This is a genomic window from Bradyrhizobium sp. SZCCHNR1015 (assembly GCF_032489875.1).
Classification (GTDB): domain Bacteria; phylum Pseudomonadota; class Alphaproteobacteria; order Rhizobiales; family Xanthobacteraceae; genus Bradyrhizobium.
Genome location: NZ_JAUEYW010000006.1, coordinates 17,961 through 38,036, shown reverse-complemented (window position 1 = coordinate 38,036; position 20,076 = coordinate 17,961). Strand labels below are relative to the sequence as shown.

The window sequence follows — 20,076 nt, the reverse complement described above, 5'->3', positions numbered from 1 at the left end:
TGCAACTGTTCCACCTATTCCAACTGACTGTCTTCTTCGCTCGGCTCGGCAAGGCCATAGCGCCGCAGCTTGACGTAGAGGCTCTGTCGGCTGAGGCCGAGCATCTCGGCAGCGGTCGCGCGGTTGTCGCCGGTCAGCTTGAGCGCGGTCTCGATGCACATCCGCTCGATCACGTCGGTGGTCTCGCGCACCAGCTCCTTGAGCGGCACGCGGCCGATCAGCTCGGCGAGCTGCTCACGGGAGCGTGGAATATAGCCGTGGTCGCCGCCGTCGCTGGAGATGCGCGGGCCGACATTGCGGATGGTGAAGCCGAGCCTGGCCTGGCCGGGCGCCCCGACCGTGCTGGCGGAGATCTCGACGTCGACCGGCGAGCCGTGCTCGCCGCGGACGACGCTGGAGAACAGCTTCACGCTGCCATGCTGGCGCAGATTGGTCAGCATGACCGAGAAATCGATCGCCGACTTGCCGATCCAGCGGTCGATCGTCTCGCCCAGGATCTGGTGCATGTTCTCGATCTGCGCGAGCTGCAGGAAGGTGGCGTTGGCGTGCAGCAGGCGGCCGTCCATGTCGGTGATGACGAATCCGTCGGGGGCCGATTCGACGAACTGCACGAGCTGGGTGTTGACGTCGGAGCTCTTCGGGAGTGCAGGCTGCGTGGCCAGCGGCGAGAACCGCAGCAGGAACAGCGACGCGTTGTCCTGCCGGAAGAAGGTGCCGTCGAGCAGATAGTCGCGGCCGCCGTCGAGCCGGATCCTGGCGCGTTCGATCTTGCCCTGCGAGCGGATCGCCAGCGACAGGGATTGCGACATCGCCATGTCGTCGAGCAGCAGCGCATCGGGGAACAGCTTGCCGATCAGATTGGCGGCGCCGTGATCGAGCAGGGCGGCCGCGGCCGGGTTGGCCTCGACGATGCGATGGCTCACCGCATCGACGATGAGGACCGGCTCCGACGTGATCTGGAACAGGATCCGGTAGCGCGATTCGGCGTTGCGCATGCGCGAATAGTCGCGCTCGATGGCAACTTGCGCCTCGATCAGCTTCTGCTGGAGCGCGGCGGTGGCGCGCACGTCGCGGCCGACCGCGATGAAGCGCGCCGCGCCCTTGATCGCCACCACCGCGAACAGGATCGGGATGTCAGGCCCGCGCGCGGCCGGATAACGCACCTCGCGCCAACGCGACACCTTGCGCTGGGAGGCCTCCGTGAGCAGCAGCTCTGGCTTTGTCTGGCTTTCCTCGGACACTGTTGCTTGCCAGGATCGGCCGATCCACGCGTCTGTGTTTCTCAGTTCAAGCGGCAGGCCGGCTTGTTGAAAAGCCAGGTCCTGAATGTTGCCGTCGGCGTCGAGCGCGAGCGCAATGTCGGACGCTGCGGCGACCAGCATGCCCGCAACATCCGCATTGAGGTCGCCAAGCGACTCTTTCGGAGCTCTGAACGCCCTCACCAACGCCGTTGTCCTCCCAGTCAAGGAGCCTTCGCGCGGCAAGTCTCGTTCCAGCATTCATCTTCACTGCACCCTCAGCTATCGCCGTTCGGTCAGAAGACTGACGACGTGCCGGGCTTGCGAAGCCTCTCTGCTCGGATCGGAGACGACACCGTCGCCACCGACCAGGAGAACGAGTTCAGGCCGTTCAATAAAAGCAGGACCGCAGACCAGCACGCCGACGTCCTGGTTGGAGGACTCGCGCCGGACCATCCTTATGTTTGAGGCGAGATCGTCAAGCTTCCTGTCGCTGGTGGCGAAGAACTCGACGACATTGAACCACTGCGAGCGAAGCGTCTCGACGAAGCCGCGATCGGCCGTGTCGGGCTCGATCCAGGTGTCGAAGCCGTCGCGACGGAAGAACTCGCCCGCCAGCACGAGACCGAACATCATGTGGCCCAGCTCGCGCCTGTCGCCCGGCGCCGTGGTCAGCAGCACGCGCAGTCCTGCGGGCGCGACCGCGAGCTCGGCGCAGAAGGCCGGGCTGAAATGCCGCAGCAGCTGCTGCAGCCGCCACAGCGCGAGCGTGACGTCGGCGAAGTCGCGCTCGTCGTCCGCCCACAGATGGCGCAGATGGTTCGCGGTGGGGACCAGGAGATCGAGATAGATGCGCTCCAGGGTCTCGCCGTGATCGCGATGCGCCTGGATGCAGGCCACCGCGCCAACATCGTCCGCGTCCAGCACGAGCTCGGCGAAATCAGCCGCCTCCTGCGCCGAGGCCGTGATGATCGCCGGGACGCGTTCCAGCGCGGAGGCATGGGCCATCACGAGCCGCGGAATGATCTCGGCTTCGATCGCGTCGTTGAGTTGGGGATGGCGTGTGGTGCGCAGCGGCGCGACGATGCGCGGCGATGCCGGCGAATGAAAACCGGGCTGCCCACGCTTCGTCCGAAAGCGGGCTCGCGGAAATCGGGCTGTCTCATTGAGCTCGGTCATAAGCGCCTCCCCTCCATATGAGCGCACGTCACTCGTTGCGTCAATATTATTTGACGTCAATTTTGATTGACACTCTTCCTGCCCAGGTCTAGCGTTTCCCCATCGGGCTCGCACTCGGGGATTTGCGATGCGCCACCTGCGAACTGCACAACGTGACGTTGATCAGACCGAGTGCGGTGCACCACCAATCCCCCTGTGGTTGTCGTCATCGCATCACTGGGCACCGATGTTGTCAAATCATCTTTACACATCGTGTGATGCGCAGTTCACATCCGCCACTGATCCGTCGCTCTGGAGCCAGCTCTGCTTCACGCCTGACCCGGCGTCGCGTGCAAAGCGGCAAGCGCTTTACACGGCTGAGGAAAAGCGCCGGCGCGACGCCACGCCATGGACTCTGGTGCAGGGCATTCTGGCGCCGCTGCAATTTCTCGTCTTCCTGATCAGCCTCGGCCTCGTGGCGCGCTATCTCGCGACCGGCGAGGGGCTGTGGCTCGCGACCGCCTCCGTCGTTCTCAAGACGGCGCTGCTCTACACCATCATGATCACCGGCTCGATCTGGGAGCGGGTCGTGTTCGGACGTTATCTGTTCGCACCGGCCTTCTTCTGGGAGGACGTGTTCTCGATGCTGGTGATCGCGCTGCATACGGCGTATCTCGCCGCGATCATCGGACATATCGGCAGCGCCCAGCAGCAGATGCTGCTCGTGCTCGCCGCCTACGCAGCCTACGCGATCAACGCCGCGCAATTCCTGCTCAAGCTGCGCGCGGCGCGGCTGCAGGACGAGGCGATGGCGGCGACGTCCCGTGCGGAGCGCGCGTCATGAATGCTCATGCACAAGCCTGTGCCGTGAAACCACCTGCTTCGCCGGACGGCGTGCTGCGTGAGCGCGGCCAGCGCGAGGTGTTCTGCGGCCTGACCGGCATCGTCTGGCTGCACAGAAAGATTCAGGACGCGTTCTTCCTCGTCGTCGGCTCGCGCACCTGCGCGCATCTGATCCAGTCGGCCGCCGGCGTGATGATCTTCGCGGAGCCGCGCTTCGCCACCGCGATCATGGAGGAGCGCGATCTCGCCGGGCTCGTCGACGCCAATGACGAGCTCGACCGCATCGTCGGTCAGCTGCTGGCGCGCCGTCCCGAGATCAAGCTGCTGTTCCTGGTCGGCTCCTGCCCATCGGAAGTGATCAAGCTCGACCTGTCACGCGCGGCGCTGCGGCTGTCGCAGCGCTTCTCACCTGATGTGCGCGTGCTCAACTACTCCGGCAGCGGCATCGAGACGACGTTTACGCAGGGCGAGGATGCCTGTCTCGCGTCGCTCGTGCCGGTGCTCCCGGCAGCCGATCAGGCTGCGCGGCCATCGCTGCTCGTGGTCGGCGCGCTCGCCGATGTCGTCGAGGATCAGTTCAGGCGGACTTTTGCCGCCCTCGGCATCGACCAGGTTGCGTTCCTGCCGCCGCGGCGCTCGTCGGAGCTGCCGGCGATCGGCCCGCAAACGCGGGTGCTGCTGGCGCAACCCTTCCTCGGCGACACCGCACGCGCATTGGAGGAACGTGGCTGCCGCCGCATCGCTGCGTCATTTCCGCTCGGCGGCGAAGGCACGGCGCTTTGGCTCGCAGCCGCGGCCGACGCCTTCGGCGTGTCGCGCGCCCATGTCGAGCGGACCATCGCGCCGCTGAAGGCGCGGGCCGAGCGCGCGCTGGCGCGCTACCGCGCGCAGCTCGCCGGCAAGCGCGTCTTCCTGTTTCCGGATTCGCAGATCGAGATCCCGCTGGCGCGTTTCCTGGCGCGCGAGATCGGCATGGAGCTGATCGAGGTCGGCACGCCCTATCTGCACCGCGAGCATCTCGACTCCGAGCTGGCGCTGCTGCCTGATGGCACGCAGCTCAGCGAGGGCCAGGACGTCGAGCGGCAGCTCGATCGTTGCCGCGAAGCCCGGCCCGACCTCGTCGTTTGCGGACTCGGCCTTGCCAACCCGCTGGAGGCCGAGGGCCTGACGACGAAATGGTCGATCGAGCTGATCTTCACGCCGATCCAGGGTTTTGAGCAGGCCGGCGATCTCGCCGAGCTGTTCGCGCGGCCCTTGCTGCGGCAAACCCGACTGGCGGTGTGAGATGCAGCTGTCGGTCTGGACATATGAGGGTCCCCCGCACATCGGCGCGATGCGCATTGCGACCGCGATGCGCGACGTGCACTACGTGCTGCATGCGCCGCAGGGCGACACCTACGCCGATCTCCTGTTCACGATGATCGAGCGGCGCGACCGCCGGCCGCCGGTCACCTACACCACGTTCCAGGCGCGCGATCTCGGCGGCGACACCGCGGATCTCCTGCAGAGCGCGGCACGCGCGGCCTATGAGCGTTTCCAGCCGCAGGCGATGCTGGTCGGCGCGTCCTGCACGGCCGAGCTGATTCAGGACGATCCCGGCGGTCTTGCGCTGGCGTTGAAGCTTCCGATTCCGGTGATCCCGCTCGAGCTGCCGGCCTATCAGCGCAAGGAGAATTGGGGCGCTTCGGAAACGTTCTACCGGATTGTACGGGCGTTGGCTGCGTCTTCCGCTGATGGCTCCCCCCGCCGTGAAAGGAAGACAGGCGCCCGTCCAGTCTGCAACCTGCTTGGTCCGACGGCGCTCGGCTTCCGTCATCGCGACGACCTCGCGGAAGTGACCAGGCAGGTTGTGGAGCTCGGCATCGAGATCAACGTGGTCGCGCCGTGGAATGCGACGCCATCAGATCTCGCTCGTCTGCCACAAGCCGATTTCAATATCGTGCTCTATCCCGAGATCGCGCTGACGGCGGCGCAATGGTTGAACCGGCAGTTCGGCCAGCCCTATACGCGCACGATCCCGATCGGCGTCGGCGCGACGCGCGACTTCATCAAGGAGGTCGCGAGCCTTGCCGGCGTCGATGCGGAGCCCGTGCTGGCGCGGGCTGAGAGCCGGCTGCCGTGGTACTCGCGCTCGGTCGACTCGACCTATCTCACCGGCAAGCGCGTCTTCATCTTCGGCGACGCCACCCATGCCGTCGCCGCGGCGCGCGTGGCGACTGAGGAGCTCGGCTTCGAGGTCGTCGGCCTCGGCACCTATGCGCGCGAATTCGCCCGCGAGATCCGCGAGGCCGCGGCGATCTATGGCGTCGAGCCGCTGATCACCGACGATTATCTCGAGGTCGAGGCCCGCGTCGGCGAGCTACGGCCGGAGCTCGTGCTCGGCACGCAGATGGAGCGCCACATCGCCAAGCGGCTCGGCATTGCCTGCGCTGTGATCTCGGCGCCGTGCCACGTGCAGGATTTCCCGGCGCGCTACTCGCCGCAGATGGGCTTCGAAGGCGCCAACGTGCTGTTCGACACCTGGGTGCATCCGCTGATGATGGGTCTCGAGGAGCATCTGCTCGGCATGTTCCGCGAGGACCATGAGTTCGCCGATCACGCGCCATCCCATCTCGGCGCCGCGCCGGCGGCTCCGCCACAGCAGCCGCACCTGCGCGTCGTTGAAACCGTCGCATCCGTTGAACTCGCCTGGGCCTCCGACGCCGAGCGCGAGCTGACCAAGATTCCCTTCTTCGTGCGCGGCAAGGCGCGCCGCAACACCGAACGGTTCGCGCGCGAGCGCAACGTCAACCTGATCACGCTCGAGACCTTGTACGATGCCAAAGCGCATTTCGGTCGCTGACGTCACACCCATCCGGGTGGTGATCGTGACGATGGACAGCCATCTCGCCTCGGCTGCCGTGCGTGCACGCACGACATTGCAGGCGGAGCTGCCCGGTCTCGATCTCAAGGTTCACGCGGCCGACGAGTGGGGCTGCAATCCGAACGCGCTCGCGCACTGCCTCGACGACATCGCCACCGGCGACATCGTGGTCGCCACCATGCTGTTCATGGAGGACCACATCCAGCCGGTGCTGCCCGCGCTGGCGGCGCGCCGCGACCACTGCGACGCCATGATCGGCTGCCTGTCGGCCGGCGAGGTCGTGCGCCTGACCCGGCTCGGCAAGCTGACGATGTCGGGCTCGGCCACCGGCGTGCTCGGCCTCTTGAAGCGGCTGCGCGGCAGCAACCGCTCAGGCTCGTCCAGCGGCCAGGGCCAGATGAAGATGCTGCAGCGGATGCCGCGGCTGCTGCGCTACATCCCTGGCACCGCGCAGGATCTGCGCGCCTACTTCCTGACGCTGCAATATTGGCTCGCCGGCTCCGAGCAGAATTTTGCGAACATGGTGCGCTTGCTGGTCGGCCGCTACGCCGACGGGCCGCGCGCCTCGCTGCGCGGCAGGCTGAATGCCGCCGAGCCGGTGACCTATCCGGATGTCGGCCTGTATCACCCGCGGTTGTCACAGCGGATCATCGAGCGCGCCGATCAACTGCCCGCAATTGCCAAGCCGGCAGGCCGCGTCGGGATCATCCTGATGCGCTCCTATCTGCTCGCCGCAAACACCGGACATTATGATGGCGTGATCGCCGCGCTGGAGGCGCGCGGGCTCGCGGTCGTGCCGGTGTTCGCCTGCGGACTCGATTCGCGTCCGGCGATCGAGCGCTATTTCCAGAAGGACGGCGTCGCCACCGTCGATGCCGTGCTCTCGTTGACCGGTTTCTCGCTGGTCGGTGGCCCCGCCTACAACGACGCGCGCGCCGCCGAGGAGGTCATGGCTGGCCTCGACGTGCCGCTGATCGCGGCGCATCCGCTGGAGTTCCAGACCGTCGAGCAGTGGCACGACGATGCACGCGGCCTGACGCCGGTCGAGGCGACCATGATGGTCGCGATCCCCGAGCTCGACGGCGCGGTCGGTCCCACCGTGTTCGGCGGCCGCTCGGCGTTGGCCGATGCCGGGCGCGACATGGCCTCGTTGCCGGAGCGTGCCGCGCAGCTCGCCGCGCGTGTCGCCAGGCTGGTCGAGCTGCGCCGTTCGTCGCGGGCGGAACGCAAGATCGCGGCGGTGCTGTTCAACTTCCCGCCGAACGGCGGCAGCGCCGGCACCGCGGCCTATCTTTCGGTGTTCGAGTCGCTGCACAACGTCATGACCTCGCTGCGCGCGGCGGGCTACACGATCGACGTGCCCGCCACGGTCGATGAGCTGCGCGCCCGCGTGCTCAAGGGCAATGCCGAGCGGTTCGGCACCGCGGCGAACGTCGCCGTCCGCATTCCCGTCGATCAGCACGTCCGCCGCGAGCGGCATCTCGCCGAGATCGAGAAGCAGTGGGGCCCGGCGCCCGGCCGTCACCAGACCGACGGCGCCAGCCTGATGGTGCTGGGCGAGCAGTTCGGCAATCTGTTCGTCGGCCTGCAGCCCGCCTTCGGCTACGAAGGCGATCCGATGCGGCTGCTGTTCGAGCGCAGCTTCGCGCCGACGCATGCGTTCGCAGCGTTCTATCGCTGGCTGCGCGAGGACTTCCGCGCGCATGCCGTGCTGCATTTCGGCACCCATGGCGCGCTCGAATTCATGCCGGGCAAGCAGGCCGGGCTGTCCGCAGAATGCTGGCCGGAGCGGCTGATCGGCGACCTGCCGAACTTCTACATCTACGCGTCCAACAATCCGTCCGAGGGCGCGCTCGCCAAGCGCCGGGGCGGCGCGACCCTGATCAGCTATCTCACGCCCTCGATCACCAGCGCCGGCCTCTACAAGGGTCTCGCCGACCTGAAGTCCTCGCTCGATGCCTGGCGCAATCTGTCGCCTGACGCCACTGATCAATTGAGGGAGGACAGTGCGGCGCTGATCCAGGCGCAGGCGGCGACCGTCGATCTCGCCGCCGCGGAGCCGGCCTGGGGCGATGAGCGCAACGCCAGGATCACCGCGCTGTCGGCCAGCGTGCTGGAGCTGGAATATTCGCTGATCCCGCACGGCCTGCACGTCGTCGGCTCGCCGCCGCCGGCGGAGCAGCGCGCCGAGCTGCTCGATCTCGCAGGGATCACCGACACAGCCAAGCGTACCGAACTCGACCGCTTGCTGGCGACTGACAACGAGACGCCCGCGATCGTGCATGCGCTCGACGGCGGCTACATCCGCCCGGTGCCGGGCGGCGATCTCTTGCGCAACACCGACGTGCTGCCCACGGGGCGCAATCTCCACGGCTTCGATCCGTTCCGCATTCCCAGCGTCTTCGCGCTCAAGGATGCCGAGCGCCAGGTGGCGCGGCTGCTCGCCCGCCATGCCGGCGAGGGTCATAAGCTGCCGGAGACGATCGCGCTGGTGCTGTGGGGCACCGACAATCTCAAGACCGAGGGCGGGCCGATCGCGCAGGCGCTGTGGCTGATGGGCGCCGAGCCGCGCCACGACAGCTATGGCCGCCTCTGCGGCGCGAAGCTGATCCCGCTGGAGCAGCTCGGCCGTCCGCGCATCGATGTCGTGATCACACTGTCCGGCATCTTCCGCGATTTGATGCCGCTGCAGACCAAGCTGCTGGCCGAAGCCGCGCTGCTCGCGGCATCGGCGGATGAGTCGGCCGAATTCAATTACGTGCGCAAGCATGCGCTGGCGTTCCAGGCCGCGCATGGCGGCGAGATCGCCGATGCCGCGCTGCGTGTGTTCGGCAATGCCGAGGGCGCCTATGGCGCCAACGTCAACCATCTGATCGATTGCGGCGCCTGGACCGATGAGGACGAGCTTGCCGACGTCTATACACGCCGAAAAGGATTTGCCTACGGCACCGACGGCCGTCCCGTCAGGCGGGATGCGCTGCTCGGCCATGTTCTGGCCGGCGTCGACGCCGCCTATCAGAACGTCGACTCGGTCGAGCTCGGCGTCACCACCATCGATCACTATTTCGATACGCTCGGCGGCATCAGCCGCGCGGTGAAGCGCGCCAAGGGCGAGGCCGCGCCGGTCTATATCGGCGACCAGACCCGCGGCGAAGGCACGGTGCGCACGCTGTCGGAGCAGGTCGCGCTGGAGACCCGCACCCGCACGCTCAATCCGAAATGGTACGAGGCGCTGCTCGCTCACGGCTATGAGGGCGTGCGCCAGATCGAGTCGCACGTGACCAACACGGTCGGCTGGTCGGCCACCACGGGCCAGGTCGCGCCGTGGGTCTATCAGCAGATCACGACGACCTTCGTGCTCGACCCCGCGATGCGCGAGCGGCTTGCCTCGCTCAATCCGGCCGCGTCGGCGAAGATCGCCAATCGCCTGATCGAGGCGCATGAGCGCAATTACTGGACCCCGGACCCCGACATGCTCGACGTGCTGCGCAAGGCCGGGGAAGAGCTCGAAGATCGCCTCGAAGGCGTGGGAGTGGCTGCATGAACGTGACCTTGAGACCTCCGCTGACGACGGCGCCGCGCCGACCTGACGGGGCCGGAAGCGTCCAGGTGCAACTCGACCCGAACGTGGTCATCGACACCGCGAAGGTGTTCTCGGTGTACGGCAAAGGCGGCATCGGCAAGAGTACGACATCGTCGAACCTCTCGGTCGCGCTGTCCAAGCTCGGCAAGCGCGTGCTGCAGATCGGTTGCGATCCGAAGCACGACTCGACCTTCACCCTGACCAAGCGGCTGGTGCCGACGGTCATCGACATCCTCGAGCAGGTCAACTTCCACGCCGAGGAGCTGCGCCCCGAGGACTTCGTCTACCAGGGCTACAATGGCGTGATGTGCGTCGAGGCCGGCGGGCCGCCGGCCGGCACCGGCTGCGGCGGCTATGTCGTCGGCCAGACCGTGAAGCTGCTCAAGGAGCATCATCTGCTCGAAGACACCGACGTGGTGATCTTCGACGTGCTCGGCGACGTCGTCTGCGGCGGCTTCGCCTCCCCGTTGCAGCATGCCGATCGCGCGCTGATCGTCGCCGCCAACGATTTCGACTCGATCTTCGCCATGAACCGAATCGTCGCCGCGATCCAGGCCAAGTCGCGCAACTATCCGGTGCGGCTCGGCGGCGTGATCGCCAACCGCAGTGCCGCGACCGACCAGATCGACAAGTTCAACGAGCGCATCGGCATGAAGATGCTGGCGCACTTCCCGGACCTCGACGTCATCCGGAAGAGCCGGCTGAAGAAGTGCACCTTGTTCGAGATGGAGCCGTCGCCGGACGTCGAGCGCGCCCAGAACGAATATCTGCGCCTCGCCGCCTCGCTGCTGGCCGGCGTCGAGCCGATCCAGGCCTTGCCGCTCAAGGACCGCGACATCTTCGATCTCCTGGGCTTCGATTGAGGCTGGCACATGACGACAGCGCAATATCTTGCCCGCCGCAGTGAAGTGGAGACCTATTTTGACCGCACCGCGGTCGCCGCCTGGACGCGGCTGACCTCGGATGCGCCGGTGGGCCGCATTCGCGCCACGGTGCGTGCCGGCCGTGACGAGATGCGGCGGACGCTGCTGTCGTGGCTGCCGCTCGATCTGCGCGGCGCGCGGATCCTGGATGCCGGCTGCGGCACCGGCAGCTTTTCCATCGAAGCCGCGCGGCGCGGGGCCGAGGTGGTCGCGGTCGATATCTCGCCGACCCTGATCGAGATCGCCCAGCGCCGGCTGCCGGACGACATCAGCCGCAGCGCCATCCACTTCGTCGCCGGCGACATGCTGGATCCCAAGCATGGCGGTTTCAACTTCGTGGTGGCGATGGATTCTTTCATCCACTACCGCGCCGAGGACGCCGTGCGCATCGTCGCGGGCCTCGCCGCGCGCACCTCCGAATCGATCCTGATGACCTACGCGCCGCGCACGCCGTTGCTGGCCGTCATGCATGCGGTGGGCGGCGTGTTTCCGCGCGGCAATCGCGCGCCGGCGATCGAGCCCGTGACGGAACAGAAGTTGTATCGGCTGATCGCCGACCATCACGATCTCGCCGACTGGCGCTGCGCGCGCAGCAGCCGCATCGCCAACGGTTTCTACATCTCGCAAGCGCTGGAGCTTCGCCCGTCATGAGCGCGCGCGCACCATCGGTCCTGCAACTGTGGACGCGGCTGTCGTCGCGTTATCTGCCGTTTGCGGATGCCGCCTCGACCGAGCTGCCGCTGTCGCGCCTGATGCGGCTGTCGCTGTTCCAGGTCTCGATCGGCATATCGGTGGTGCTGCTCAACGGTACGCTCAACCGCGTCATGATCGTCGAGCTCGGCGTTCCCTCATGGCTCGTCGCCACCATGGTGGCGTTGCCGCTGGTGTTCGCGCCGCTGCGGGTGCTGATCGGCTTCAAGTCCGACCATCACCGCTCGGTGCTGGGTTGGCGCCGCGTGCCCTATATCTGGATGGGCACGCTCCTGCAGTTCGGCGGCCTCGCGATCATGCCGTTCGCGCTGCTCCTGCTGTCCGCGGCCGACGCGCCGGGCCAGGTCATCGCCGGTCGCGTTGGCGCCGCGCTTGCTTTCCTGCTGGTCGGCGCCGGGCTTCACACCACGCAGACCGCCGGCCTGTCGCTTGCCACAGACATTGCGCCTGAGCAGTCGCGTCCTCGCGTGGTCGCCTTCCTCTACGTGATGCTGATGTTCGGCATGATGGCGAGCGCGCTGACCTTCGGCGGGCTGCTCGCCGAGTTCAGCGAGATGCGGCTGATCCAGGTCATCCAGGGCGCGGCGCTGACCGAGATGGTGCTCAACATCATCGCGCTGTGGAAGCAGGAGGCGCGCGATCCCTCGCGCACGTCGGCTGCACGTGAGCGGCCGCGCTTCGGCGATTCCTGGCGGCAGTTCCGCGAGGCCGGCGGCTCGATGCGGGTGCTGGTCGCGGTCGGGCTCGGCACGGCCGGCTTCACGATGCAGGACATCCTGCTCGAGCCGTATGGCGCGGAGATCCTTCACCTCACGGTCGGCGAAACCACGGCGCTGACCGCATTGTTCGCAGCCGGCACGCTCGCAGGCTTCGGCCTGTCGGCGCGCCAGCTGGGCAAGGGCTCCGATCCCTATCGGATCGCGGCGCTCGGCGGACTCGTCGGGCTGTTCGCGTTCTCCGCGGTCATCTTCTCGGCGCCGCTCGCCTCGCCCCTGCTGTTCCGGATCGGCACGACGCTGATCGGATTCGGCGGCGGCCTGTTCGCGGTCGGCACGCTGACGGCGGCGATGGCGCTGGTGCAGAACGGTGAGAGCGGGCTCGCGCTCGGCGCCTGGGGCGCAGTGCAGGCGACGTCAGCGGGTGTAGCCATCGCCGGCGGTGGCGCCATTCGCGATGTGATGTCGCAGCTGGCATTGAATGGAAGCCTCGGCGTCGCGCTCGCCGGGCCGGCGACCGGCTACAGTATCGTCTACCACGTCGAGATCGCGCTGCTGTTCGTCACCCTTGCGGTGATCGGGCCGCTGGTGCGGCGGCGGGCGGCGGAGCCACAGCAGCTTCAATTCGGAATCGTTGAATTTCCAGGTTAGCCCAGTCGGGGAGGAAGCCATGACGTCTTTCACGAGCTACATCGATGTCGCCCAGGTGGTGCTTTACGGGTTCTGGGTGTTCTTCGCAGGCCTGATCTTCTACCTGCGCACCGAGGACAAGCGCGAAGGCTATCCGCTGCAGTTCGAAGGCCGGATCGGCCGGCAGACGGCGTCGAGCGGTCACGGCTTCCCGACGCCGCCGTCACCCAAGACCTATCATATGCATGGCGGGCGCACCGCCACTCTGCCGAACTGGGACAACGACCGCGCCGATGCGCCGGTCACGCCGATGTATCCCTGGCCCGGCACGCCTTATCTACCGACCGGCAATCCGATGCTCGACGGCGTCGGCCCGGGCTCCTTCGCCGCGCGCAAGGACGAGCCGGAGCTGACCATGGACAACATCCCGGCGATCGTGCCGCTGCGCGTCGACGGCAGCATCTTCATCGCCTCGGAGGACCCGGATCCGCGCGGCATGCCGGTGATCGGCTGCGACGGCAGGCTCGGCGGCAAGGTCCGCGAGGTCTGGGTCGACCGCGCAGAGATGCTGATCCGCTATCTCGAAGTGGAGGTTGACGGCATCGTCGGCCGCCACGTGCTGCTGCCGATGACCATGTGCGTGGTCGACAAGTCGCGCAAGGCGGTGCTGGTCGATGCCATCCTCGGCTCGCAATTCGCCAGCGTGCCCGGCCTCGCCAGCCCCGATCAGGTCACCAAGCTCGAGGAGGACAAGATCGTCGGCTACTATGGCGGCGGCCATCTCTATGCGACCCCTGCACGCCAGGAGCCGCTGCTGTGAGCACCCGTCGGGACCAGGATCAGCTGATGCTGCCGGCAGGCGAGCGCCTGTTGTGGCAGGGACAGCCCACGGTGAAGGCGCTGCTGCTGCGCGTCTTCCACCTGCGCCTGGTGCTCGCCTACTTCGCCGCGCTGTTCGGCGCGCGCGTGGTAACGGGCACGCTGGATCACCAGCCGCTCGCAACTTCGCTCGCCAGTGCGTCGTCGCTGGCGATGCCGGTGGCGATCGCTACGCTGCTGCTCATCGGGCTCGCGGTGCTCTACAGCCGTACCACGCGCTACACCATCACCTCCAAGCGCGTGCTGCTGCAGTTCGGTGCCGTGCTGCCGATGACCTTGAACGTGCCGTTCAAGCAGGTCTCGCGCGCCGACGTGAAGCTGTTCTCCGACGGCTCCGGCGATCTGCCGCTCGGCGTCACCGCCCAGCAGCGGCTGTCCTATCTGCTGCTGTGGCCGCATGCGCGTCCGTGGCGGCTGAACGAGGTCGAGCCGATGCTGCGTGGCGTGCCTGATGCCCGCGAGGCGGCCGAGATCCTCGCAAAGGCGCTGGTCGCGGCCTCGGACGGCGCGGTCGCGGCGCAGCCGATCGCCGCGGGCAACGGACAGCCGCAAGGCGCGTCGCCTGCGGGTGCGGTCGCCAGCGCGGCGTGATCAGGAGGATGTCATGAGCCAAGCCGAGAGCCATGTCGATGTTCACGCCGAACCTGAGATCGTCATTCCGAAGGGCGCGCTGCGCGCGGCCTTCGCACTGGTTGCCTTCACCCTGGTTGCGGCCGGCGTCGGCCGCTGGACGGGTGTAGGCACTGTCCACATCGATCACGCTGTCGCCGTGCAAACGGTGGCGCTGCGGTTCGAGGACCGTCCCGATGGCGGCATCTCCGTCGTGTCGCCCGACAGCGGCAAGGTGGTCGGAGTCGTCGAGGCCGGCGGCGACGGCTTCCTGCGCACGGTGCTGCGCAGCATGGCGTTCGACCGCCAACGTCACGCGATCGGCTCGGGGCCGGCCTTCACGATCAACCGCTGGTCCGATGGACGCATGAGCCTGGACGATCCGGCGACCGGACGGCGCGTCGATCTCGGGTCGTTCGGCAACGACAACAAGCGCCGGTTCACGGAGCTGATGACGATGGGAGAAACGCGATGAGAGGATTATGGGCCAACGAGCCGCGCCGCTTCGAGATCGGCTGCAGCATCGAGGTCGAGCAGACCTCGGAAACGCTGCACGCGCATGTCACTCTGGACCGCGATGTCGGCATCCGCCCGGGTGACGAGGTCGTCATTCATGGCGAGCCGATCACGGTCAAGTTCGGCGAGCAGCTCAACTTGCGGCGCACCGCTACCGTGGTTCGGGCCGGTCCCTTGAAGCGCGCGATGATGCATGTCGCGGGCTATCTCGAGCTCACGGAACTGTACGACGTCAGCTTTTCGGACGGGAGGGTCAGATGATCGCAATGGAAGGCGGATCCGGCAATATCTCCACCAAGATGGCGCTGGAGGACACGATCCTTACGCCACGCTTCTACACCACCGATTTCGCGGCGATGGACCGGCTCAATGTCGACCTAGTGCGCCGCGAATGGGATGCTGTCATGGCCGAGCTGCGCGCCGACCACAACCGCAAGCACTTCGTGCGCACGGCGGAATTCGACAAGGATCTCAACGATCTTCCGGAGGCGCTTCGCGCCGAGTTCAAGGACTTCCTGGTGTCGTCGCTGACCGCCGAGTTCTCCGGCTGCGTGCTGTATGCCGAGATCAAGAAGCGGATCACCAATCCCGACATCCGTGAGCTGTTCCAGTTCATGAGCCGCGACGAGGCCCGCCACGCCGGCTTCATCAACGAAATCCTCAAGGATCACGGCATCGGCGTCGATCTGAGCTTCCTCACCAAGACCAAGAAGTACACCTACTTCAGGCCGAAGTTCATCTTCTACGCGACCTATCTGTCGGAGAAGATCGGCTATGCCCGCTACATCACCATCTATCGGCAGATGGAGCGGCACCCGGAGCGCCAGTTCCACCCGATCTTCAAGTGGTTCGAGCGCTGGTGCAACGACGAGTTCCGCCACGGCGAGGCGTTCGCGCTGCTGATGCGCGCCGATCCGAAGCTGCTGAGCGGCCTCAACAAGCTCTGGATCAAGTTCTTCCTGCTCGCGGTGTTCGCCACCATGCATGTCCGCGACCACATGCGCCCCGCCTTCTACGAGGCGTTGGGCATGCCGGTGGACGAGTACGACATGCGGGTGTTCCGCATCACCTCGGAGATCTCGCGCCAGGTCTTCCCGGTGATGCTCGACATCGACAATCCGCGCTTCTGGGACGGCCTGAAGCGGCTGCGCGAGATATCGGAGGCGATTGCGGATGCCAAGGCGCAGGGCGGCATCATGGGCACGCTCAAGCGCGCCGTGCTGCCGCTCAAGGCGGCGCTGACCTTCGGCCGGCTCTACATGCTGCCGGCCAAGAGCAACGCGCTGCCACGGGAGATCAGGCTGCAACCCGCCTGGTGACAAGGAGCCGGCCATGGGCGCGACCGCGATTGCCATTCCCTATGTCGTGTTCGTCTGGTGGTTCTCGACCGGCGCCGTGCTGGCGTTGGTCGGGCTCGCCGCCCGCCATCCGGCCGCGTTCAAATGGGGCACGGCCGCGGCGTTCGTCGCGGCCCTGTCGGGCGTCGCGGTGTCGAGCCAGGCCGCCGAGGATGCCAACGCCTATTGCGCCTTCACCTGCGCGATCCTGTTGTGGGGCACGGTGGAGATGTCGCTGCTCGCCGGCTGGATCACCGGCCCGCGGCCGGAGCCGTGCCCGCGCGACTGCACGCCGGCCTCGCGCGTCGGCTTCGCGCTGCAGGCGATCGCCTATCACGAGCTGGCGCTGATCGCGACCGCTGGCCTCGTCTTCGCGGTGACATCGGGCGCGCCCAACCGTTTGAGCTGGTGGACCTTCGCCGCGCTGCTGGTGCTCAGGCAGAGCGCGAAGATCAATCTGTTCCTCGGCGTGCGCACCTTGAACGACGAACTGCTGCCGCAGCAGGTCCGCTTCATGCGCAGCTATTTCGCCAAGAAGTCGACCAACCTGCTGTTCCCATTCTCGATTGCCGCGGCGACCACCGCGACCGTGCTGGTCGCTGCTGCCGCGCTCGGCGCCAAATCCTCTTTCGACGGCGTCGCGCTGTCACTGCTCGCCTCGTTGATCGCGCTCGGCCTGCTCGAGCATGGCTTCATGGCGCTGCCGATGCCGGTGATCAATCTGTGGCGCTGGAGCGCGCCAGTCGAGCCCGCGATGGCGACCGTCGCTGCCATCCCTGCACCGGCGCCCGTGATGCCGATGGCGCGTCCGGTGCTGGCCGTCGTGCCGGCCACGTCTGAGGTGGAGCGCCCCATGCCTGCGCCAAAGACGTCGATGTCGGCGCAGAAGACTGCTGCGGCCCTGGCGCGGCAGCGGCTCGAAGAACAGTTTCGCCAGGCCTATCGCCAGGCCCGCGCTGACGCGCAGGCGCAAACCATCACGGGACTGGCCGCGGTGTCGGTCACGCCGCCGGTCGATCCGAACACAGCACAGGGGGGAGTACCATGAACTACGAAGACTATTTCCGCCGCCAGCTCGACGGTCTCAGGCGCGAAGGACGCTACCGCGTGTTCGCCGACCTCGAGCGCAAGGCCGGCGCCTTCCCGCGTGCGACCTATCGTGGCCCCCATGGCGAGCGCGATGTCGCGGTGTGGTGCTCCAACGACTATCTCGGCATGGGCCAGCACCCCAAGGTGCTGGAGGTGATGCACGAGGCGCTCGACCGCTGCGGCGCCGGCGCCGGCGGCACCCGCAACATCAGCGGCACCAATCACTATCATGTGCTGCTGGAGGAAGAGCTCGCCGATCTCCACGGCAAGCAGGCCGCGCTGCTGTTCAATTCGGGCTACGTCTCGAACTGGACCTCGCTGTCGACCCTGGCGGCGCGCATGCCCGGCTGCGTGATCCTGTCCGACGAGCTCAACCACGCCTCGATGATCGAGGGCATCCGTCACAGCCGCTGCGAGACCCGGATCTGGCGCCACAACGACGTCGCCGATCTCCGCGACAAGCTGTCGGATCTCGATCCCAAGGCGCCGAAGCTGATCGCGTTCGAGAGCGTCTATTCGATGGACGGCGACATCTCGCCGATCTCCGATATCTGCGACGTCGCCGACGAATACAACGCCATGACCTATCTCGACGAGGTCCACGCCGTCGGCCTGTACGGTCCGCGCGGTGGCGGCATCTCGGAGCGCGACGGCGTCGCCGATCGCCTGACCGTGATCGAGGGCACCCTCGCCAAGGCGTTCGGCGTGATCGGCGGCTACATCACGGCATCCAGCACCGTCTGCGATTTCGTCCGCAGCTTCGCCTCCGGATTCATCTTCTCCAGCTCGCTGCCCCCCGCGGTCGCCGCCGGCGCGCTCACCAGCATCCGGCATCTCAAGGCGAGCAATGTCGAGCGTGCAAGGCATCAAGACCGCGTCGCGCGGCTGCGCCGCCGGCTCGACGAGGCCGGCGTCAGCCATCTCGACAATCCCAGCCACATCGTGCCGGTGATGGTGCGCGACCCCGTGCTGTGCAAGCGGATCAGCGACGTCCTGCTCGACCGCTACGGAATCTATGTGCAGCCGATCAACTATCCGACGGTGCCGCGCGGCACCGAGCGGCTGCGCATCACGCCGTCGCCTTATCACTCCGATGCGGACATCGAGCATCTGGTGTCGGCGCTCTCGGAGATCTGGGCCGAGATGGGCCTCGCGCTGGCGGCCTGACGGAAGAGGAATCGCACGGCGTTTGAGCCATATCAATTTGTCAATCTAACTTGACGTTATGATTGTTGGACAAATTGATAATCGGGGAGAACGCCGTGCGGATCTTGTTGCTGCATCCGAATTATCACTCCGGCGGCGCCGAGATCGCCGGCAACTGGCCGCCGGCCTGGGCGGCCTACATCTCCGGCGCGCTGAAGGCCGCGGGCTTCACGGACCTTCGCTTCATCGATGCGATGACCAACGATCTCTCCGAGGATCAGGTCCGCGCCATTCTGCGCAGCGAACAGCCTGACGTGATTGGCTGCACCGCGATCACACCCTCGATCTACAAGGCCGAGCGGCTGCTGGAGATCGCCAGGGAAGAGCATCCCGACGCGCTCACCGTGCTCGGCGGCATCCACGCCACCTTCATGTACCAGCAGGTGCTGACCGAGGCGCCGTGGATCGACGCCATCGTGCGCGGCGAGGGCGAGGAGATCATCGTCGACCTGATGCGCGCCCGCGAGGACGGCCGCTGGGACAACGACCGCCGCAGCATCAGGGGCATCGCCTATCGCGACGGCTCGGAGGTGGTGGCCATGGTGGCGGCGCCGACGGTGAAGAATCTCGATGCGATCACGCCCGACTGGAGCGTGCTCGAATGGAGCAAATACATCTATATCCCGATGAACAAGCGCGTCGCCATCCCCAACATGGCGCGCGGCTGCCCGTTCACCTGCAGCTTCTGCTCGCAGTGGAAGTTCTGGCGCGACTATCGCATCCGAGACCCGAAGAGGGTGGTCGACGAGATCGAGACACTGATGCGCGAGCACGATGTCGGCTTCTTCATCCTCGCCGACGAGGAGCCGACCATCAACAAGAAGAAGTTCATAGCCTTCTGCGAGGAGCTGATCCGCCGCGACCTCAAGATCCTCTGGGGCATCAACACCCGCGTCACCGACATCCTGCGCGACGAGGCGCTGCTGCCGCTGTATCGCAAGGCCGGCCTGATCCACGTCTCGCTCGGTACGGAAGCCGCCGCACAGATGAAGCTCGACCGCTTCAACAAGGAGACCACGGTCGCGCAGAACAAGAAGGCGATCCAGCTCTTGCGCGACGCCGGCATCGTCGTCGAGGCGCAGTTCATCGTCGGCCTCGAGAACGAGACCCGCGAGACCCTGGAAGAGACCTACCAGATGGCGCGCGACTGGAGGCCGGACCTCGCCAACTGGGCGATGTACACGCCGTGGCCATTCTCCGACCTGTTCCGCGACCTCGGCGACAAGGTCGAGATCTTCGACTACGAGAAGTACAATTTCGTCACGCCGATCATGAAGCCCGACGCAATGGATCGCGGCGAGCTGCTCGACGGCGTCATGAACAACTACCGCCGCTTCTACATGCACAAGGCGCTGTTCTCGTACCCGTGGGCCGGCTCGGGCGAGCGCAGGCGCTATCTGCTCGGCTGCCTCAAGGCGTTCCTGAAATCCGGCTTCGAGCGGAAATTCTACGATCTTGGCCGCGTCAATTACTGGGGGCCGCAGTCCAAGGGCAAGGTCGATTTCGGCTTCGATACGTCGCGCAAGCGCGCTGATCCCGGCAAGATCGAATGGAAGACGAGCCATAATCGCAAGCTGAGCGGACCGCAGCAGGCGCAACTGATGGCCTGCGGCGGCGGCACCGAGCAGATGAGCGAAGAGGCCGAGACGAGGGTGCACTGACATGCACGGCACGTGCGCTCAGCAACTTCAGTTGCCGCGCGCTTCGGCGGCAGCCAGTCACGCCTCGTGCGCTGCCGCAGGAACTTTGAAGTCGGCGCCGTCCCGGGCCTCATG

The 20,076-nt window shown here is 66.6% G+C and carries 17 protein-coding genes; 15 read left to right on the top strand and 2 right to left on the bottom strand.

The genetic code is table 11. From position 1 onward, the window contains the following. Positions 1-14: 14 nt before the first annotated feature. Both ppsR and QX128_RS11835 read right to left on the bottom strand, forming a co-directional pair. Positions 15-1,382 (bottom strand): transcriptional regulator PpsR, encoded by a 1,368-nt coding sequence (ppsR, locus tag QX128_RS11840; protein WP_315803456.1) that lies wholly within the window; start codon positions 1,380-1,382, stop codon positions 15-17. 138 nt (positions 1,383-1,520) lie between these two features. Beyond that, positions 1,521-2,417 carry a B12-binding domain-containing protein gene (locus tag QX128_RS11835; protein WP_316183309.1) on the bottom strand — a complete coding sequence of 299 codons (897 nt, stop codon included), beginning with the start codon at positions 2,415-2,417 and terminating at the stop codon, positions 1,521-1,523. Between the two features lie 229 nt (positions 2,418-2,646). On the opposite strand from QX128_RS11835, the gene bchF reads away from it, so the two are divergent. From bchF to bchE, 15 genes are all read left to right on the top strand, one after another. Then, on the top strand, positions 2,647-3,240 hold the full coding sequence (gene bchF / locus QX128_RS11830; protein WP_316237523.1) for a 2-vinyl bacteriochlorophyllide hydratase: 594 nt from the start codon (positions 2,647-2,649) through the stop codon (positions 3,238-3,240). Beyond that, entirely contained in the window at positions 3,237-4,523 is a 1,287-nt protein-coding gene (locus tag QX128_RS11825; RefSeq protein ID WP_316237522.1) for a ferredoxin:protochlorophyllide reductase (ATP-dependent) subunit N, read from the top strand. Before bchF ends, QX128_RS11825 begins: the two co-directional genes overlap by 4 nt. A gap of 1 nt (position 4,524) precedes the next feature. Next, positions 4,525-6,081, top strand: a complete 1,557-nt coding sequence (gene bchB / locus QX128_RS11820) for a ferredoxin:protochlorophyllide reductase (ATP-dependent) subunit B (RefSeq protein ID WP_316237521.1) — start codon at positions 4,525-4,527, stop codon at positions 6,079-6,081. Further along, positions 6,056-9,646: a magnesium chelatase subunit H gene (locus tag QX128_RS11815; protein ID WP_316237520.1), complete on the top strand. Its 3,591-nt coding sequence runs from the start codon at positions 6,056-6,058 to the stop codon at positions 9,644-9,646. The genes bchB and QX128_RS11815 overlap by 26 nt, the downstream gene beginning before the upstream one ends. Continuing rightward, positions 9,643-10,548, top strand: a complete 906-nt coding sequence (bchL, locus tag QX128_RS11810; protein WP_316217397.1) for a ferredoxin:protochlorophyllide reductase (ATP-dependent) iron-sulfur ATP-binding protein — start codon at positions 9,643-9,645, stop codon at positions 10,546-10,548. The genes QX128_RS11815 and bchL overlap by 4 nt, the downstream gene beginning before the upstream one ends. 9 nt (positions 10,549-10,557) lie before the next feature. After that, entirely contained in the window at positions 10,558-11,259 is a 702-nt protein-coding gene (gene bchM / locus QX128_RS11805) for a magnesium protoporphyrin IX methyltransferase (protein WP_316217396.1), read from the top strand. Further along, complete coding sequence (locus tag QX128_RS11800) at positions 11,256-12,686, top strand: BCD family MFS transporter (protein ID WP_316217395.1); 1,431 nt, start codon at positions 11,256-11,258, stop codon at positions 12,684-12,686. The genes bchM and QX128_RS11800 overlap by 4 nt, the downstream gene beginning before the upstream one ends. A gap of 19 nt (positions 12,687-12,705) precedes the next feature. Next, the gene (gene puhA / locus QX128_RS11795) at positions 12,706-13,485 is read left to right on the top strand and encodes a photosynthetic reaction center subunit H (protein ID WP_316237519.1); all 780 of its coding nucleotides are present in this window, start codon (positions 12,706-12,708) and stop codon (positions 13,483-13,485) included. After that, positions 13,482-14,135 (top strand): photosynthetic complex putative assembly protein PuhB, encoded by a 654-nt coding sequence (gene puhB, locus QX128_RS11790; RefSeq protein ID WP_316217394.1) that lies wholly within the window; start codon positions 13,482-13,484, stop codon positions 14,133-14,135. Before puhA ends, puhB begins: the two co-directional genes overlap by 4 nt. A gap of 13 nt (positions 14,136-14,148) precedes the next feature. Beyond that, positions 14,149-14,628, top strand: a complete 480-nt coding sequence (gene puhC, locus QX128_RS11785) for a photosynthetic complex assembly protein PuhC (protein ID WP_316183318.1) — start codon at positions 14,149-14,151, stop codon at positions 14,626-14,628. After that, positions 14,625-14,930, top strand: coding sequence for a hypothetical protein (locus QX128_RS11780; RefSeq protein WP_316183319.1), 306 nt, complete (start codon positions 14,625-14,627; stop codon positions 14,928-14,930). The genes puhC and QX128_RS11780 overlap by 4 nt, the downstream gene beginning before the upstream one ends. Then, complete coding sequence (gene acsF, locus QX128_RS11775) at positions 14,927-15,988, top strand: magnesium-protoporphyrin IX monomethyl ester (oxidative) cyclase (RefSeq protein ID WP_316217393.1); 1,062 nt, start codon at positions 14,927-14,929, stop codon at positions 15,986-15,988. The genes QX128_RS11780 and acsF overlap by 4 nt, the downstream gene beginning before the upstream one ends. 13 nt (positions 15,989-16,001) lie before the next feature. After that, the gene (puhE, locus tag QX128_RS11770) at positions 16,002-17,054 is read left to right on the top strand and encodes a putative photosynthetic complex assembly protein PuhE (protein WP_316217392.1); all 1,053 of its coding nucleotides are present in this window, start codon (positions 16,002-16,004) and stop codon (positions 17,052-17,054) included. Continuing rightward, positions 17,051-18,262: a 5-aminolevulinate synthase gene (gene hemA, locus QX128_RS11765; protein WP_316183322.1), complete on the top strand. Its 1,212-nt coding sequence runs from the start codon at positions 17,051-17,053 to the stop codon at positions 18,260-18,262. Before puhE ends, hemA begins: the two co-directional genes overlap by 4 nt. A 95-nt stretch (positions 18,263-18,357) precedes the next feature. Continuing rightward, positions 18,358-19,962: a magnesium-protoporphyrin IX monomethyl ester anaerobic oxidative cyclase gene (bchE, locus tag QX128_RS11760; RefSeq protein WP_316237518.1), complete on the top strand. Its 1,605-nt coding sequence runs from the start codon at positions 18,358-18,360 to the stop codon at positions 19,960-19,962. Positions 19,963-20,076 lie beyond the last annotated feature (114 nt).

Excerpts from the sequence above, each read along its gene's own strand:
- bchM (WP_316217396.1), top strand. The coding sequence starts at position 10,558 with ATGACGACAGCGCAATATCTTGCCCGCCGCAGTGAAGTGGAGACCTAT.
- acsF (WP_316217393.1), top strand. The coding sequence starts at position 14,927 with ATGATCGCAATGGAAGGCGGATCCGGCAATATCTCCACCAAGATGGCG.
- QX128_RS11835 (WP_316183309.1), bottom strand. The coding sequence starts at position 2,417 with ATGACCGAGCTCAATGAGACAGCCCGATTTCCGCGAGCCCGCTTTCGG.
- puhC (WP_316183318.1), top strand. The coding sequence starts at position 14,149 with ATGAGCCAAGCCGAGAGCCATGTCGATGTTCACGCCGAACCTGAGATC.
- QX128_RS11800 (WP_316217395.1), top strand. The coding sequence starts at position 11,256 with ATGAGCGCGCGCGCACCATCGGTCCTGCAACTGTGGACGCGGCTGTCG.
- hemA (WP_316183322.1), top strand. The coding sequence starts at position 17,051 with ATGAACTACGAAGACTATTTCCGCCGCCAGCTCGACGGTCTCAGGCGC.
- ppsR (WP_315803456.1), bottom strand. The coding sequence starts at position 1,382 with ATGCTGGTCGCCGCAGCGTCCGACATTGCGCTCGCGCTCGACGCCGAC.
- puhA (WP_316237519.1), top strand. The coding sequence starts at position 12,706 with ATGACGTCTTTCACGAGCTACATCGATGTCGCCCAGGTGGTGCTTTAC.
- puhE (WP_316217392.1), top strand. The coding sequence starts at position 16,002 with ATGGGCGCGACCGCGATTGCCATTCCCTATGTCGTGTTCGTCTGGTGG.
- QX128_RS11780 (WP_316183319.1), top strand. The coding sequence starts at position 14,625 with ATGAGAGGATTATGGGCCAACGAGCCGCGCCGCTTCGAGATCGGCTGC.
- QX128_RS11815 (WP_316237520.1), top strand. The coding sequence starts at position 6,056 with ATGCCAAAGCGCATTTCGGTCGCTGACGTCACACCCATCCGGGTGGTG.
- bchB (WP_316237521.1), top strand. The coding sequence starts at position 4,525 with ATGCAGCTGTCGGTCTGGACATATGAGGGTCCCCCGCACATCGGCGCG.
- bchL (WP_316217397.1), top strand. The coding sequence starts at position 9,643 with ATGAACGTGACCTTGAGACCTCCGCTGACGACGGCGCCGCGCCGACCT.
- QX128_RS11825 (WP_316237522.1), top strand. The coding sequence starts at position 3,237 with ATGAATGCTCATGCACAAGCCTGTGCCGTGAAACCACCTGCTTCGCCG.